Origin of the sequence: Shinella sp. BE166 (assembly GCF_051201095.1) — a bacterium.
GTDB lineage: Bacteria > Pseudomonadota > Alphaproteobacteria > Rhizobiales > Rhizobiaceae > Shinella > Shinella lacus.
On sequence record NZ_JBPEHL010000004.1, the window covers coordinates 496,038 to 511,804 of the forward strand.

At 64.0% G+C, this 15,767-nt stretch carries 18 protein-coding genes and 1 riboswitch; of the genes, 15 read left to right on the forward strand and 3 right to left on the reverse strand.

The window, feature by feature from the left end:
• Window positions 1-23 precede the first annotated feature (23 nt).
• From J2Y63_RS13100 to J2Y63_RS13125, 6 genes are all read left to right on the forward strand, one after another.
• The gene (locus J2Y63_RS13100) at window positions 24-740 is read left to right on the forward strand and encodes a Bax inhibitor-1/YccA family protein (RefSeq protein WP_256119921.1); all 717 of its coding nucleotides are present in this window, start codon (window positions 24-26) and stop codon (window positions 738-740) included.
• 248 nt (window positions 741-988) lie between these two features.
• Window positions 989-1,105: riboswitch (TPP riboswitch) on the forward strand.
• A gap of 92 nt (window positions 1,106-1,197) precedes the next feature.
• Entirely contained in the window at window positions 1,198-3,018 is a 1,821-nt protein-coding gene (gene thiC, locus J2Y63_RS13105; RefSeq protein WP_435266417.1) for a phosphomethylpyrimidine synthase ThiC, read from the forward strand.
• A 2-nt stretch (window positions 3,019-3,020) separates the two neighbouring features.
• Window positions 3,021-4,007: a glycine oxidase ThiO gene (gene thiO, locus J2Y63_RS13110; protein ID WP_435266418.1), complete on the forward strand. Its 987-nt coding sequence runs from the start codon at window positions 3,021-3,023 to the stop codon at window positions 4,005-4,007.
• Entirely contained in the window at window positions 4,004-4,201 is a 198-nt protein-coding gene (thiS, locus tag J2Y63_RS13115; protein ID WP_435266419.1) for a sulfur carrier protein ThiS, read from the forward strand. The genes thiO and thiS overlap by 4 nt, the downstream gene beginning before the upstream one ends.
• A 1-nt stretch (window position 4,202) precedes the next feature.
• Entirely contained in the window at window positions 4,203-4,976 is a 774-nt protein-coding gene (locus tag J2Y63_RS13120; protein WP_435266420.1) for a thiazole synthase, read from the forward strand.
• Window positions 4,973-5,641 carry a thiamine phosphate synthase gene (locus tag J2Y63_RS13125; protein WP_435266421.1) on the forward strand — a complete coding sequence of 223 codons (669 nt, stop codon included), beginning with the start codon at window positions 4,973-4,975 and terminating at the stop codon, window positions 5,639-5,641. Before J2Y63_RS13120 ends, J2Y63_RS13125 begins: the two co-directional genes overlap by 4 nt.
• On the opposite strand, the gene J2Y63_RS13130 is transcribed toward J2Y63_RS13125, so the two are convergent.
• Window positions 5,580-6,413, reverse strand: coding sequence for an amidohydrolase family protein (locus J2Y63_RS13130; protein ID WP_435266422.1), 834 nt, complete (start codon window positions 6,411-6,413; stop codon window positions 5,580-5,582). The two genes, J2Y63_RS13125 and J2Y63_RS13130, sit on opposite strands and share 62 nt — an antisense overlap.
• A gap of 141 nt (window positions 6,414-6,554) precedes the next feature.
• Here J2Y63_RS13130 and J2Y63_RS13135 point away from each other — a divergent pair, with 141 nt between their 5' ends.
• Complete coding sequence (locus tag J2Y63_RS13135; protein ID WP_435266423.1) at window positions 6,555-6,764, forward strand: TOBE domain-containing protein; 210 nt, start codon at window positions 6,555-6,557, stop codon at window positions 6,762-6,764.
• Here the strand turns inward: J2Y63_RS13135 and tsaA are convergent.
• Window positions 6,761-7,282 (reverse strand): tRNA (N6-threonylcarbamoyladenosine(37)-N6)-methyltransferase TrmO, encoded by a 522-nt coding sequence (tsaA, locus tag J2Y63_RS13140; RefSeq protein WP_435266424.1) that lies wholly within the window; start codon window positions 7,280-7,282, stop codon window positions 6,761-6,763. The two genes, J2Y63_RS13135 and tsaA, sit on opposite strands and share 4 nt — an antisense overlap.
• A gap of 219 nt (window positions 7,283-7,501) precedes the next feature.
• On the opposite strand from tsaA, the gene J2Y63_RS13145 reads away from it, so the two are divergent.
• Together J2Y63_RS13145 and J2Y63_RS13150 are read left to right on the forward strand one after the other, a co-directional pair.
• Window positions 7,502-7,954: a PadR family transcriptional regulator gene (locus tag J2Y63_RS13145; RefSeq protein WP_435266425.1), complete on the forward strand. Its 453-nt coding sequence runs from the start codon at window positions 7,502-7,504 to the stop codon at window positions 7,952-7,954.
• Window positions 7,954-8,244, forward strand: coding sequence for a DUF2218 domain-containing protein (locus J2Y63_RS13150; RefSeq protein WP_435266426.1), 291 nt, complete (start codon window positions 7,954-7,956; stop codon window positions 8,242-8,244). Before J2Y63_RS13145 ends, J2Y63_RS13150 begins: the two co-directional genes overlap by 1 nt.
• Here J2Y63_RS13150 and J2Y63_RS13155 read toward each other — a convergent pair whose 3' ends face one another.
• On the reverse strand, window positions 8,245-9,126 hold the full coding sequence (locus J2Y63_RS13155) for a helix-turn-helix domain-containing protein (RefSeq protein ID WP_435266571.1): 882 nt from the start codon (window positions 9,124-9,126) through the stop codon (window positions 8,245-8,247).
• Between the two features lie 94 nt (window positions 9,127-9,220).
• Here J2Y63_RS13155 and J2Y63_RS13160 point away from each other — a divergent pair, with 94 nt between their 5' ends.
• The 6 genes from J2Y63_RS13160 to J2Y63_RS13185 all read left to right on the forward strand — a co-directional run bounded on the left by J2Y63_RS13160 (window position 9,221) and on the right by J2Y63_RS13185 (window position 15,759).
• Complete coding sequence (locus J2Y63_RS13160) at window positions 9,221-10,780, forward strand: 4-hydroxyphenylacetate 3-hydroxylase N-terminal domain-containing protein (protein WP_435266427.1); 1,560 nt, start codon at window positions 9,221-9,223, stop codon at window positions 10,778-10,780.
• A 10-nt stretch (window positions 10,781-10,790) separates the two neighbouring features.
• Window positions 10,791-11,303, forward strand: coding sequence for a flavin reductase (locus J2Y63_RS13165; protein WP_435266428.1), 513 nt, complete (start codon window positions 10,791-10,793; stop codon window positions 11,301-11,303).
• Between the two features lie 64 nt (window positions 11,304-11,367).
• On the forward strand, window positions 11,368-11,754 hold the full coding sequence (locus J2Y63_RS13170; RefSeq protein WP_435266429.1) for a 5-carboxymethyl-2-hydroxymuconate Delta-isomerase: 387 nt from the start codon (window positions 11,368-11,370) through the stop codon (window positions 11,752-11,754).
• 11 nt (window positions 11,755-11,765) lie between these two features.
• Window positions 11,766-13,283 (forward strand): 5-carboxymethyl-2-hydroxymuconate semialdehyde dehydrogenase, encoded by a 1,518-nt coding sequence (gene hpaE, locus J2Y63_RS13175; protein ID WP_435266430.1) that lies wholly within the window; start codon window positions 11,766-11,768, stop codon window positions 13,281-13,283.
• A 33-nt stretch (window positions 13,284-13,316) separates the two neighbouring features.
• Window positions 13,317-14,297 (forward strand): 3,4-dihydroxyphenylacetate 2,3-dioxygenase, encoded by a 981-nt coding sequence (gene hpaD, locus J2Y63_RS13180; RefSeq protein ID WP_435266431.1) that lies wholly within the window; start codon window positions 13,317-13,319, stop codon window positions 14,295-14,297.
• A 61-nt stretch (window positions 14,298-14,358) separates the two neighbouring features.
• The gene (locus J2Y63_RS13185) at window positions 14,359-15,759 is read left to right on the forward strand and encodes a pyridoxal phosphate-dependent decarboxylase family protein (protein ID WP_435266432.1); all 1,401 of its coding nucleotides are present in this window, start codon (window positions 14,359-14,361) and stop codon (window positions 15,757-15,759) included.
• Window positions 15,760-15,767 lie beyond the last annotated feature (8 nt).

Below are 15,767 nucleotides of genomic sequence, written 5' to 3' on the forward strand. Positions count from 1 at the left end.
CGTTCCACCGAAGGAGACCCATGATGGAACCCGTACAACAGCGATTTGGCTATGGCGCGCAGGCGCAGTCGGCCGCCCTCTTCGACGAGGGCCTGCGCAAGCACATGCTGCGCGTCTACAACTACATGGGCGCAGGCCTGGTCATCACCGGCCTTATCGCCTTCTTCGTCGGCTCGACGCCGGCGCTCTACGTGCCGATCTTCTCCTCGCCGCTCAAGTGGGTGGTGATGCTGGCGCCGCTCGCCTTCGTCTTCTTCTTTTCGTTCAAGATCCAGACGATGTCGGCCAGCACCGCGCAAGCGACCTTCTGGGCCTTCTGCGCCGTCATGGGCCTGTCGCTCGCCTCGGTGTTCCTCGTCTTCACCGGCATGAGCATCGCCCGCACCTTCTTCATCGCCGCCACTATGTTCGGCACGACGAGCCTCTACGGTTACGTCACGAAGCGTGACCTGTCGAAGTTCGGCTCGTTCCTGATCATGGGCCTGATCGGCGTGGTCATCGCCTCGATCGTCAACATCTTCCTCGGCTCCACCGCGCTGCAGTTCGCGATCTCCGTAATCGGCATCGTCGTGTTCGTCGGCCTCACGGCCTGGGACACGCAGAACATCAAGGAGCAGTATGCCGAAAACATTGACCAGGAATCGCAGCAGAAGATGGCCGTGTTCGGCGCGCTCTCGCTCTACCTGAACTTCGTCAACATCTTCCAGCTGTTGCTGAATTTCACCGGCGAACGCGAATAGTTTTCGCGAATGATTTCAAAGGGAACGGCGGGGCAAAACCCCGCCGTTTTCTTTTGTCGGAAGCCTGTGCTCCCCTCCCCCCGGCGTCATCCTCGGGCTTGACCCGAGGATCCATGCCGCGGGTGCCGTGTGGATCCTCGGGTCAAGCCCGAGGACGACGGAGGAGAGGTTTTTCGCACAATATAATGTAAGAATACACTTACATATTTTACCATGTTGACAAATCATCCCCGAGCGTCTTTGCTTAAAGCATTCACCAGGGGGGTCCCGACAAGGGGCTGAGATACTGCTGGCTTTCGCAGCGCAGTGACCCGTTGAACCTGATCCAGTTCATACTGGCGTAGGGACGGTGCAAGCGCTGTAGACTCGTATTCCGCTTCCCGGATTCCGTGTCGGCGTCTTTCCATCATTCCGGCTCTAGGACTGGGTCTCCAACTTTGAACCTTGGAGCCTCACGATGAATATTGCCGCCCAAAAGCTCACCCCCACCGTCACCACCGGCGCCTTGCCCGCCTCGCGGAAAATCCACATCCCCGGCGAGCAGCACCCGGATATCCGCGTGCCGCTGCGCGAAATCGCCCTGCACCCGACCGCCGGCGAACCGCCGGTCGTGGTCTACGATGCCTCCGGCCCCTACACCGATCCCACCCATGTCGTTTCCATCGAAAGCGGCCTGCCGCGGCTGCGCGAAAGCTGGGTCGCCGCCCGCGGCGACGTGCAGGATTACGAGGGCCGCCATATCCGCCCGGAGGACAACGGTTTTGCCACCGGCGAGCGGCTGACGCCGGAATTCCCCATCCGCAACCACCCACGCCGGGCGAAGGACAGCAAGGCGGTGACGCAGCTCGCCTATGCGCGGGCCGGCATCGTCACCCCAGAAATGGAATTCATCGCCATCCGCGAAAACCTCGGCCGCAAAGCCGTGAAGAAAGCGCTTGTCCGCGACGGCGAGAGCTTTGGCGCGCATATTCCGGATTTCGTCACGCCGGACTTCGTCCGCCAGGAGGTCGCGAGCGGCCGCGCGGTCATCCCCGCCAACATCAACCATCCGGAAGCCGAGCCGATGATCATCGGCCGGAACTTCCTGGTTAAGATCAACGCCAATATCGGCAATTCCGCCGTCACCTCCTCGATGGCCGAGGAAGTGGAGAAGATGGTCTGGGCGATCCGCTGGGGTGCGGATACGGTCATGGACCTGTCGACCGGCCGCAACATTCACAATATCCGCGAATGGATCATCCGCAATGCGCCGGTCCCGATCGGCACCGTGCCGCTCTACCAGGCTCTGGAGAAAGTGAACGGCATTGCCGAGGACCTCACCTGGGAGGTCTATCGCGACACGCTGATCGAGCAGGCCGAACAGGGCGTCGACTATTTCACCATCCATGCCGGCGTGCGGCTCGCCTATATCCCGCTCACCGTCAACCGCGTCACGGGCATCGTTTCGCGCGGCGGCTCGATCATGGCGAAGTGGTGTCTTCATCACCACCGCGAAAGCTTCCTCTATGAGCATTTCGACGAAATCTGCGACATCGCGCGGGCCTATGACGTCACCTTCTCGCTCGGCGACGGCCTGCGGCCCGGCTCGATTGCCGACGCCAACGACGCCGCGCAGTTCGCCGAACTGGAGACGCTCGGCGAGCTGACCAAGATCGCCTGGGCAAAAGACTGCCAGGTCATGATCGAAGGCCCCGGCCATGTGCCGATGCACAAGATCAAGGAGAACATGGACAAGCAGCTGAAGGTCTGTGGCGAGGCGCCGTTCTACACGCTCGGCCCACTGACGACCGACATCGCCCCCGGCTACGACCACATCACGTCGGGCATCGGCGCCGCGATGATCGGCTGGTTCGGCACCGCCATGCTCTGCTACGTCACGCCGAAGGAGCATCTCGGCCTGCCCGACCGCGACGACGTAAAGGTCGGCGTGATTACCTACAAGATCGCTGCGCATGCCGCCGACCTCGCCAAGGGCCACCCGGCCGCGAAGCTGCGCGACGACGCCCTGTCGCGTGCCCGCTTCGAGTTCCGCTGGGAGGACCAGTTCAATCTGTCGCTTGACCCGGAAACCGCTCGCTCCTTCCACGACGAGACGCTGCCCAAGGAGGCGCACAAGGTGGCGCATTTCTGCTCCATGTGCGGCCCGAAATTTTGCTCCATGCGCATCTCGCACGATATCCGCGCCGAGGCGCAGAAGGAGGGGCTGGAGGCGATGGCGGCAAAATTCCGCGAGGGCGGCGATCTCTACATGCCGCTCGAAACAACAGCCGGAGAATGACCATGCGCATCCTCGTCAAGGGGGCCGGCGTTGCCGGCCTCACGGTCGCCTGGCAACTCTATCGCCACGGTTTCGACGTCACCATCAGGGAGCGCGCCGACAAGGCCGGCGCCGGTGCCTCCGGTTTTGCCGGCGGCATGCTGGCGCCCTGGTGCGAGCGGGAAAGTGCGGAAGAGCCGGTGCTCACACTCGGCCGGCTCGCCGCCGACTGGTGGGAAGCGGCCGTCCCCGGCCATGTGCACCGCCGGGGAACGCTGGTCGTCGCCGGCGGGCGCGATGCCGGCGAGCTCGATCGTTTCGCCGGCCGCACCAGCGGCTGGGAATGGCTGGACGATGCGGGAATTTCGGCGCTGGAGCCGGATCTCGCCGGCCGCTTCCGCAAGGCGCTGTTCTTCCGGCAGGAGGCGCATCTCGATCCTCGGAAGGCGCTTTCCGCCCTGACAGCCGGGCTTGAGGACGGCCGTATGCGCTTCCTTTACGGCCAGGCCGGAGAGCCGAACGAAGGCCGCTACGACCGGGTGATCGACTGCACCGGCGCCTCGCGGATCGGCCACATGCCGGAGCTTCGCGGCGTGCGCGGCGAGATGTTCACCCTCGAAACCGGCGAGATCACCCTCTCCCGCCCCGTCCGCCTGCTGCATCCGCGCCACCCGATCTACATCGTTCCGCGCGAAAAGAACCGTTTCATGGTGGGCGCGACGATGATCGAAAGCGAGGATGCCGGCCCGATCACCGCCCGCTCGCTGATGGAGCTGCTGAACGCCGCCTACGCCCTGCACCCCGCCTTCGGCGAGGCGCGGCTTGCGGAAACCGGTGCCGGCGTGCGCCCCGCCTTCCCCGACAATCTTCCCCGCGTGACGGAGGACGGCAACACAATCCACGTCAACGGCCTGTACCGCCACGGCTTCCTGCTGGCGCCCGCCATGGCCGGAGAGGTCGCGCGGCGGCTCGTCGCGCAACAGCAGCAACCGGAAAGGAGGGCATCATGACCTTCATCATCAACGGCGAGGAACAGGATGTTGCCGCCGCGACGCTCGCCGACCTGCTCTCCGCCCTCGACTATGAGGGCGACTGGCTGGCGACCGCCGTGAACGGCGAACTGGTGCACCGTGAAGACCGCGGCACCTTTACGCTCGGCGCGCGCGACCGCATCGAAATCCTCTCGCCCATGCAGGGAGGCTGAGATGCTGAAACTCTACGACGTCGAGGTGCAATCCCGCCTCCTGCTCGGCACCGCACGTTATCCCTCCCCCGCCGTCCTCGCGGAAGCGGTGCGGCGCTCGAAAGCGGAGATCGTCACCGTGTCGCTGCGTCGTGAGACGGCCGGCGGCAAGGGCGGCGGCGCCTTCTTCGAGCTGATCCGCGAGCTCGGCGTGCGCGTGCTGCCCAACACCGCCGGCTGCCACAGCGTGCAGGAGGCCGTGCTGACGGCGAAGATGGCGCGCGAGGTCTTTCGCACCGACTGGATCAAGCTGGAGGTCATCGGCCATCACGACACGCTGCAACCCGATGTCTTCGGCCTCGTCGAGGCGGCGCGCATCCTCACCGACGAGGGCTTCCAGGTCTTCCCCTACACGACCGACGACCTCGTCGTCGCCGAAAAGCTGCTCGAAGCCGGCTGCCGTGTGCTGATGCCCTGGTGCGCACCGATCGGCTCGGCGATGGGGCCGGTGAACCCGATGGCGCTGCGCACCTTCCGGGCACATTTTCCGGATACCCCGCTGATCGTCGATGCCGGCATTGGCCGGCCGTCGCATGCCGCGTCGGTCATGGAACTCGGCTACGACGCCGTTCTCCTCAACACCGCCGTCGCCGGCGCGGGCGACCCCGCCGCCATGGCCGAGGCTTTCGCGCTCGCCATCGGTGCCGGCCGGCTTGCGCACGAGGCCGTGCCGCTGGAGCCGCGCGACATGGCCGTTCCCTCCACCCCCGTCATCGGAAAGGCCGTCTTCTCATGAAGCTCGACCCCTTCTACCTCATCGTCGACAGCGCCGACTGGATCGAGCGCCTCGTGCCGGTTGGCGTCAAGCTCGTGCAACTGCGTATGAAAGATTTGCCGGACGAGCGGCTGCGTGCCGAAATCCGCCGCGCCAAAACTATCTGCATCGACCACGGCTGCCAGCTCATCGTCAACGACTACTGGCAGTTCGCCATCGAGGAAGGCTGCGATTTCGTGCATCTCGGCCAGGAGGACTTGGCAGAAGCCGACGTCGCCGCCATCCGCGCGGCCGGAATGAAACTCGGCCTTTCCACCCATGACGAGGCCGAACTCGACATCGCACTCAAGGAAAAGCCCGATTATGTGGCGCTCGGCCCGGTCTGGCCTACGATCCTGAAAAAGATGAAATGGGCGCCGCAGGGCGTCGAGCGGCTGCGGGACTGGAAAGCACGCATCGCGCCCACTCCCCTCGTCGCGATCGGCGGCCTCAACCCGGATCGCCTGGAAGCAGTCTTCGAAAACGGCGCCGACAGCGCCGCCGTGGTGACCGACATCACGCTGAACGCCGATCCGGAGGCGCGCACGCGCGAATGGATCGAGCGCACGGCGCGCTGGCGCGAGTTCAGACCTTCCAGAGCCGTCTGGCGTTTTCCGCAAACACGCGGGCCTTGTCCTTCAGGCTGACGCCGGAGAGCAGGGCCTGCGTCGCGCCGATCCAGGTGGAAAGCCCGCCGCCGAGCGTGCAGACCGGCCAGTCGCTGCCCCAGACCATGCGGTCGAAACCAAAACTTTCCGCCACATGGGCGAAATAGGGTTTCAGGTCCTCCAGCGTCCAGTCTTCTGCCCCATAGGCCGGGATGCCGGAGAGTTTTACCGTTACGTTCGGCCGGCGCGCGATCTCCGCGACCGGCCCCTTCCACACATCGAAGCCGCCGCCCTTGATATCGGGCACGCCGCAATGGTCGAGCACGAAGGAGACATCCGGCACCAGATCGGCAAGTGCAATCGCCTTGCCGATCTGGTGCGGCAGCACGCAGAGATCGAAATTGAGCCCGGTGCCTGCGAGCCGCTTGATGTTTTCCCGAAAGAGCGCGCCTTCGGACAGATCGTCCGGCATGACATGCAGCACACGGCGGAAACCGCGCACAAAGGGGTTGGTGTGCACATTTTCGAGATATACGGGAAACTCCGGTAATTCCGGCCGGCAGGCGGCGATGGCCCCGGCAAGCACGCTGCCCTCCTCACCCGCCAGCGCCTGTATCATCGCCGTCTCGCGGGCAATATCCGCCTCCGCCACGTCGACTTCCATATGCAGCGCCGCGACGATGCCGAGCCGGCGGGCTTCGCGCGCATAGGTCTCCTGGGTGAAATCCGCATCGAGCGCCGGCACGCCCGAAAGCCAGGGATAGGAGAGCCGGTCGCGATAGATGAGATGCAGGTGCGTGTCGATGATCATGCGGGCCTCCTCCAGACGTCCGGACACTGCCACAGAAGAATGATCCATTCAAATACGAATTACAGCCGGATCATTGGACGACAGCGCCTTCCAATTCGGCATCTCCCCTCTAGGTTCTCTTTCGAACAACAGGAGAAAATGATGAAGATCAGCGCACGCAATCGCCTCAAGGGCAAGATCGTCGAAGTCGTTCTCGGCGCCACGACGGCGCATGTCCGCATCGATATCGGCGGGCAGGTCATCACCGCGTCGATCACCAACGACGCGGTGAACGAACTCGGCCTTGCCGCCGGCCATGACGCCTATGCGGTGATCAAGGCATCGGATGTGATGGTGGCGATCGACGATTAATCATCGATCTTCTTGCACATATGGACAGCCCCGGTCTCGTAATCGCCCTTCTGGGGCGGCGCGATGGGCTTGAAGAGCGTGCGTTCCGGCTTGAGATCGAGGAGCGGCGTGCCGTCCAGGCAATCGAGCCCGCGCACGAAGAGCCGGTTACCCTCGATCCTGACCAGGATGACGATCGACGTGCCGATCGGATTGGGCCGCACGGGTGAGCGTAGCGAGAAGGTGCCGTGCACCTCGCCGTTCGAGGCAGGGCTTTGCAGAACGAGATCGCGACGCGACTCGTGCAGCCAATAGAGCACCTCCAGCCGCTCGAAACGCTCGACGCCGGCGAGCGCTTCCACCCAGGGTTCGAAAATCTCGATTTCGCAGACCGGCCCGTCAGGACGCCCCTGCCGTGGCGTTTCCAGACGCGAGGTCCAAGGCGTCGAAATCCGGCCGATGAAGACGAGCGCGGCATCCGTCGGTTCCGGCGGCGTGATCGCGACCTCGTTCTCGCGGATTTCGTTCAGCCGCACCATGCAAATCTCCCACGCTGTATCTTTCAGAATACGACGATAGCGGCCGGGCAAATGTTTTTAAAGATATAAATCTCGATATATCTTGATTTCCGATATATCGAGATTTATATCGGCACTATGAGACACAGAATGGGATGCGGCCCACACCGCCACTTTTCACCGCCCGACGATCGTTCGGGTCCCTTCCATCGCGGCCGCGGTGGCCGCCACGGCGGACGCTTGTTCGACTATGGCGAACTGCGGCTACTGCTTCTCGCCATCATCGCGGACGCGCCGAGCCATGGTTATGAGCTGATCAAGACCGTCGAGGACCGTTTCGGCGGCAGCTACAGCCCGAGCCCCGGCGTCATCTACCCGACGCTCGCATGGCTGGACGACATGGGCTACACCGTGATCGAACCGGCGGAAGGCGGGCGCAAGCGCTACCGCATCACGCCGGAAGGCGAGGCTTTCCTCGCCGCCAACCGCGCCGCCATCGACGAGCTCATGGCCCGCGCCGGCCATAGGGGTCCCGGCGGACGCGAAGGCGTGCCGGCGCCTGTCGTGCGCGCCATGGAAAACCTCAAACTCGCCATGCGGCTTCGCCTCCGGCGCGGTGAAATGAGCGAAGAGGCGTCGGAAGCCATCGCCACCGCGCTCGACCTTGCCGCCAAGACCGTGGAGAAAAGCTGATGAGCACCGTCAAAAGCGAAGCCGCCATCGCCACCGAACAGGCGAGCCGCTACCTGCAACAACTCTGCAAGCATTTCGCCCACAAGCGCCCCGTCACCTTCGACGAGCACGCAGGCGAAATTTCGTTTTCGGTCGGCGACTGCCGGCTGAAAGCGGACGACAACACGCTGCGCCTTTCCCTAACGGCGCCGAACGCCGAAGACATGGAGCAGCTGAAGGACGTGGTGGTGCGCCACCTCGTCCGCTTCGCCTTCCGCGAGGAATTGCAGGTCGGTTGGCAGGATGCTTGATCAACCCGCGCCGGCAGCTTCCGAGTTCTGCCGGCGCCACTCCGTCGGCGAAACACCCGTGCGCTTGCGGAAGAACCGCGAAAAATAGGCGGGATCCTCGAAGCCGGTCTCCCGGCCGATATCCTCCACGGGGCGGATGGTGAAGCGCAGCAGGCGCTTGGCCTCCAGAAGGCGGCGCTCCAGCACCATGTCCTTCACCGTCTGGCCGAAAACCGTGCGCGCCGCCTTGTCAAGCAGGTGCGGCGTCGTCGCCAGACGCTCGACATAGTGGCCGACCGGCCAGTCCTCGCGATAGTGCCGGTCGATCGCGCGGCGCAGCTCCAACCCCAGCGCCAGCGCCGGGGACGCCGCCTCGAAGCCGACATTGCCGCCGAGCCGGGCCATCAGCGACAGAACCACGCCGATCAGCCCCGCCAGCACCCGTTCGCTGGCGGCAGCACCGCCGCGATAGTCTTCCATCACCATGTCGAGCAGCATGCCGATCCGCACCCAGCCCGCCGCGTCCGCCTCGCCTTCGAGCAGCACCGGCGCATCGAGCACCAGGTCCACCTGAGGCGCCATCGCCCTCAACAGATCATCCGAGATCGACACGACGATCGCATCCGACTGTTCGCCGACATCGAAACCATGCACGACATTGCTCGGCACGAAGCTGATCGCCGGAGCGGAAAAATTCCAAGTGCGATCCTCGATCCGGTAGCAACCCTCGCCCTTGAACCAGTAGGTGATCTGCCCCATCAGCGGGTGTTTGTGCGGCGCGACTTGGCCGAAATGCAGGCTTTTTCGCTCCATCACCGTTTCGACATGGAGGAAGCCGACATCGAGCGTGCGGCTCGGCTCGCCGTAGACGAAGAAGGCGGGGACATCGTTGCGTGCGGTCATGGCCGGAAAAAGTACCAGCGAATTGCTCGGTTTGTCCATGGTGCCCGCTGCCCGGCGGACTTAGCCTTTGTCAGGATTTTTTGGGAGGATCACCATGCGCGCCGAAGACCATCGCAGCGACAAGACACGGCCGTTCACCGGCGCCGAATATCTCGCGAGCCTGCGCGACGGGCGCGAGGTCTATATCAACGGCGAGCGCATCGCCGACGTTACGACGCATCCCGCAATGCGCAATTCGGCCCGCTCGCTGGCCCGCATGTACGATGCGCTGCACGATCCGAAGCGTAAGGAACGGCTGACATCGCCGACCGATACGGGCTCCAGCGGCTACACGCACAAATATTTCCGTGTCGCCCATTCCGCCGCCGATCTCGTCGCCCAGCAGGGCGCCATCGCCGACTGGGCGCGCATGTCCTACGGCTGGATGGGCCGCACCGCCGACTACAAGGCCGCGCTGATGAACACGCTCGGCGCGAACGCCGACTGGTACGGGCCCTTCAAGGACAATGCGCTCGCCTGGCACAAGCGCGCGCAGGAAAGCGTGCTTTTCATGAACCACGCCATCGTCAACCCGCCCATCGATCGCCACAAGCCGGCCGATGCGGTGAAGGACGTCTTCGTGCACATCACCAGGGAAACGGATGCCGGCATCTACGTCTCGGGCGCCAAGGTCGTCGCCACCTCCTCGGCACTGACGCATTACAACTTCCTCGCCCAGAGTTCGGCGACCGTCACCGAGGACCCGTCGCTGTCGGTCATGTTCATCGTGCCGATGAATGCGCCGGGAGTAAAAATGTTCTGCCGCACCTCCTATGAGCAGACGGCGGCCACTGCCGCCCATCCCTTCGACTATCCGCTTTCCTCGCGCTTCGACGAGAACGACGCGATCCTCGTGCTCGACAATGTTTTCATTCCCTGGGAGGACGTGCTGGTGCTGCGCGATGCGGCAAAGATCCTCTCCTTCCACCCGGCCTCCGGCTTCATGCACGGCTATTGTTTCCAGGGCTGCACCCGGCTTGCGGTGAAGATGGACTTTCTGGCCGGCCTGCTGGCAAAAGCCTTGCGCGCCACCGGCGGCGATGCCTTCCGCGGCAATCAGGCGATGCTCGGCGAGGTCATCGCCATCCGCCACCAGTTCTGGTCCTTCTCCAATGCCATGGCCTATAACCCGATCCCCTGGGCGAATGGCGCGGTGCTGCCGAACCTCGAAGCGGCGCTCTGCTACCGCACCTTCATGTCGGAGGCCTATCCGAAGGTTATCGACATCGTGCGCCGCACGGTCGCCTCCGGCCTCATCTACCTGCCCTCCTCGGCCAAGGATTTCGCCAATCCGGAAATCGATCGCTACCTCGCGCAATATGTCCGAGGCTCTGACAATATGAGCCATATCGAGCGCATCAAGATCATGAAGCTGCTGTGGGATGCGACCGGCACGGAATTCGGCGGCCGCCATGCGCTCTACGAGCTGAACTATGCCGGCGCGCCGGAAGAGGTGCGGCTTCAGGTGCTGAAGGGTGCGGAGCGCGGCGGGCGCCTCAAGGAAATGGAAGCGCTGGTCGACCAGTGCATGGCCGATTACGACGAGACCGGCTGGACGGGCGACACCTGGCTGCCGCCACGGGACGATGATGCCCTCAGCAACGCCGCCGAATGAGGGCCGTGTCATGGACCGCACCATCTCGAAGACCGAATTCCGCAACGCGATGGCCCGCGTCTGCGCGCCCGTCAACGTCATCACCACGAAGGGAGACGCCGGCCGCGGCGGCTTTACCGCCACCGCCATGTGCTCGGTGACCGATGAACCGCCGACGCTGCTCGTCTGCATGAACAGCCGCTCGGCGCAGACCGGCCTTTTCATCGAGAACCGCCGCTTCTGCGTCAATGTACTGACCCAGGAACACAAGGCGCTCGCCGCCTCCTTCGCGGGCCAGCAAGCCGAAATGGAGGCGCGTTACGCCGATGCCGCCTGGACGGACCTGCCCTCCGGCAATCAGGCGCTCGCAGACGCCATCGTCTCCTTCGATTGCCGGCTGACGGAGGCGCGGCTGGTCGGCACGCACAACATTCTCATCGGCGAGGTCGTGGACATCCGCTGCCGGCGCGATGGGCATGCGCTGATCTATTTCGACCGCAACTATGTGCACGTCCCGACCCAGGCCGGCAGTTTCGGCGGCTGATGCCTCTTGACAAGCGGCCTTATATTTAACACGTTAAATAAAAAGCTGCGCGCCGGGAGGAACCATGCCGCACCTGACCGTCGAATATTCCGCCAATCTGGAAGGCCGCACCGATCTCGATGCGCTTTGCTCGGCGCTGCTGGAGACGGTGCTCGCAACCGGCCTCTTCGAGGTCGGCGCCGTCCGCGTGCGGGCGCTCCGGGCCGATCACTACGCGATCGCCGACCGTTTGCCGGAAAACGCCTTCATCGACCTCAACTTCCGCATCGGCAAAGGCCGCAGCGCGGAAGAGAAGAAACAAACTGGCGATGCGCTTTTCGCCACGGCAAGCCGGCTGCTCGCCCCCCTTTTCGAGACGCCGCACTTCGCGCTTTCGCTGGAAATCCGCGAGATCGACGCGGAGCTGAGCTGGAAGAAGAACGCCATCCATCCGCGCCTGCGCGGCAAATAACAGGAAGTCCCATGTCGAAACGTCAGGAAAATAGCGCGAAGGCGGAGGCCTATCTCGCCCGCTTCAAGGAAAAGGGCGTTCTCAACCGCATTGGCGGCGAGGACCTGCCGGCCGGGGACGGCGCGACCTTCGAGACCATTTCGCCCGTCGACCTGAAGCCGCTCGCGACCGTCGCGAAGGGTGGAACCGCCGATATCGACCGCGCAGCAAAAGCTGCAAAGGCCGCCTTCGCCGATTGGGCCGCGATGCCCGGCGATGCGCGCAAAAAACTGCTGCACAAGATCGCCGACGCCATCGTGGCGCGGGCGGAGGAAATCGCCTTCGTCGAATGCATGGATACCGGACAGTCGCTGCGCTTCATGGCGAAAGCCGCGCTGCGCGGAGCGGAAAACTTCCGCTTCTTCGCCGATCGCGCGCCGGAAGCCCGCGACGGCAAGACGCTGCGCACCGAGGGCCAGGTCAACATGACGACCCGCGTGCCGATCGGCCCGGTCGGCATCATCACGCCGTGGAACACGCCCTTCATGCTCTCCACCTGGAAGATCGCACCGGCGCTCGCCGCCGGTTGCACCATCGTGCACAAGCCGGCGGAGTTTTCGCCATTGACGGCGCGGCTGCTGGTCGAGATCGCCGAGGATGCAGGCCTGCCGAAGGGCGTCTGGAACCTCGTCAATGGCTTTGGCGAGGATGCCGGAAAGGCGCTGACCGAACATCCGCTGATCAAGGCGATCGGCTTCGTCGGCGAAAGCCGCACCGGCTCGATGATCATGAAACAGGGCGCCGATACGCTGAAGCGCGTGCATTTCGAACTTGGCGGCAAGAACCCGGTCATCGTCTTCGCCGATGCGGACCTGGAGCGCGCCGCCGACGCCGCCGTGTTCATGATCTACTCGCTGAACGGCGAGCGCTGCACCTCCTCCTCGCGCCTGCTGGTAGAGGAAAGCGTCTATGACCGCTTCACCGCCCTCGTCGCGGAGAAGGCAAAACGCATCAAGGTCGGCCATCCGCTCGACCCCGAAACCGTCGTCGGCCCGCTGATCCATCCGGTGCACGAGAAGAAGGTTCTGGACTATATCGCGGTCGGCCGGGAGGAAGGCGCGACGATCGCTGCCGGCGGCAAAAAATTCGAGGGGCCGGGTGGCGGATGTTACATCTCGCCGACGCTGTTCACGAAGGCGAACAACGGCATGCGCATCGCCCAGGAGGAAATCTTCGGCCCGGTGCTGACCGCCATTCCGTTCAAGGATGAAGCAGACGCTTTGGCGCTCGCCAATGACGTCCAGTACGGCCTCACCGGCTATCTCTGGACCGCGGATATTACCCGCGCCTTCCGCTTCACCGATCATCTGGAGGCCGGCATGATCTGGGTGAACTCGGAGAATGTGCGCCACCTGCCGACGCCCTTCGGCGGGGTGAAAAACTCCGGCATCGGCCGTGATGGCGGCGACTGGTCCTTCGATTTCTACATGGAGACGAAGAACATCGCGTTTGCCACCAGCGCCCACGCCATCCCGAAACTCGGCGGCTGACCGCCCGATAAGACTGCGCTTGAGGAGGACCCCATGCCCGTACCCCAGCCAAACCTCTACCCGCCGTTCAACATCGTGCGGCTCTCCCATGTCGAATTCGGCGTGACGGACCTCGCAAAATCGCGCGCCTTCTATGTCGATACGCTCGGCCTTCAGGTGACGGACGAGACGGCGGACACGATCTATCTGCGCGCCATGGAAGAGCGCGGCCACCATTGCATCGTGCTGAAAACGTCGGACAAGCCGGAGGCCCGCGACCTCGGCTTCAAGGTGTTTGACGAGGAAGACCTTGAAAAGGCCGCGCATTTCTTCAAGGGCAAGGGCCTGCCGGTGGAATGGGTGGAACGCCCCTACCAGGGCCGTACCTTTCGCACGCGCGATCCGCAGGGCATTCCGCTGGAATTATACACGAAGATGGACCGCCTGCCGCCGATCCACCAGAAATACGCGCTCTATCGCGGCGTGAAGCCGCTACGCATCGACCATTTCAACTGCTTCTCGCCGGATGTCGACGCGAGCGTTGCCTTCTACAACGAGATCGGTTTTCGCGTGACGGAATATACCGAGGACGAAGAGTCCGGCCGGCTCTGGGCAGCCTGGACGCACCGGAAGGGCGGCGTGCACGACATCGCCTTCACCAACGGCCGCGGCCCGCGCCTGCACCACACCGCCTTCTGGGTGCCGACGCCGCTCAACATCATCGACCTGCTCGACCTGATGGCGACCACCGGCTGGGTTTCCAACATCGAGCGCGGCCCCGGCCGGCACGGCATCTCCAATGCCTTCTTTCTCTATATCCTCGACCCGGACGGCCACCGCATCGAAATCTACTGCTCGGATTACCAGACGGTCGACCCGGACCTCGAACCCATCAAATGGGACCTGAAAGACCCGCAACGCCAGACGCTGTGGGGATCGCCCGCGCCAAAATCCTGGTTCGAGCACGGCAGCCTGTTTGCCGGCACCGAGGTCACGGATTCGCTCCTGAAGGCGCAACCGATCATCGCCCCCTGACGGGCATTGCAAATCGACGGCCGAGCGCCGAGAAGAACCAATGCCGACAAGGGAGTGAGACATGGACAGCGAAGAATTCCGTCAGTGGTCGCGAACGGTAGCCGATTGGGGCGCCGATTACCGCGCAGGCCTGCGGGAGCGGCCGGTGCGGGCACAGACGAAGCCGGGCGATATTGCCCGCCAGATCGATGCCGCAGCACCCGAAGCGGGCGAGACGATGGAGGCGATTTTTGCGGATTTCGAGCGCATCATTCCCGCTGGCCTGACGCACTGGCAGCATCCGCGTTTCTTCGCCTATTTCCCGGCCAATGCCGCGCCGGTCTCGGTAATCGCGGATTACCTCGTTACCTCCGTCGCCGCGCAATGCATGCTTTGGCAGACCTCGCCCGCTGCGACGGAACTCGAAACCCGCGTGGTCGACTGGCTGCGCCAGGCCCTCGGCCTGCCGGATGGTTTTGCCGGCGTCATCCAGGATTCCGCCTCGACCGCGACGCTTGCCGCCGTGCTTGTCATGCGCGAAAAGGCGCTTGCCTGGAAGGGCAACAGCGAGGGGCTTTCGGCGCACAAGGCGGTGCGCGTCTATGCCTCGAAACAGGTGCACACATCCATCGACCGCGCGATCTGGATTTCCGGCATCGGCGAGGCAAACCTCGTGCGCATTCCCACCAAGGGGCCATTGAACGGCATGGAGCCGGAGGCGCTCGACGCCGCGATCAAGGCCGATCTCGCGGCCGGCCACATCCCGGCCGGCGTTATCGCCTGCACCGGCGGCACCTCGATCGGCGCCTGCGATCCGATCCGCGCGGTGGCCGACGTCGTCAAGGCGCATGGGCTCTATCTGCATGTGGACGCGGCATGGGCGGGCTCGGCGATGATCTGCCCGGAATTCCGTAACCTTTGGGACGGCGTCGAGGCGGCGGATTCCATCGTCTTCAACCCGCACAAATGGCTCGGCGCCAATTTCGATTGCTCGGTGCAGTTCATCCGCAGCCCGGAAGATCAGGTGCGCACGCTCGCCATCCAGCCGGAATATCTGAAGACGCATGGCCATGACGGCATCATCAACTATTCCGAATGGTCCGTGCCGCTCGGCCGCCGCTTCCGGGCGCTGAAACTGTGGTTCCTGATGCGCTATCACGGGCTCGAAGGCCTGCGCACGATGATCCGCAACCACGTAAAATGGTCGGTGGAACTCGCCGCGCGGCTTGCCGCCGAGCCGGATTTCGAGATCGTCAGCGAACCGGTGCTCTCGCTCTTCTCCTTCCGCCACAACGGCGGCGGCGATGAGCACAATATCGCGCTGGTCAACGCCATCAACGACGACGGCCGCATCTACCTGACGCAGACGCGCGTCGAGGGCCACATCGCCATCCGCTTCCAGGCCGGCCAGTTCGAGATGACCCGCGACGACGCCGACACCGCCTTCACTGTCATCACCGAGATCGCCCGCAGATTGAAATAGGAGACCAT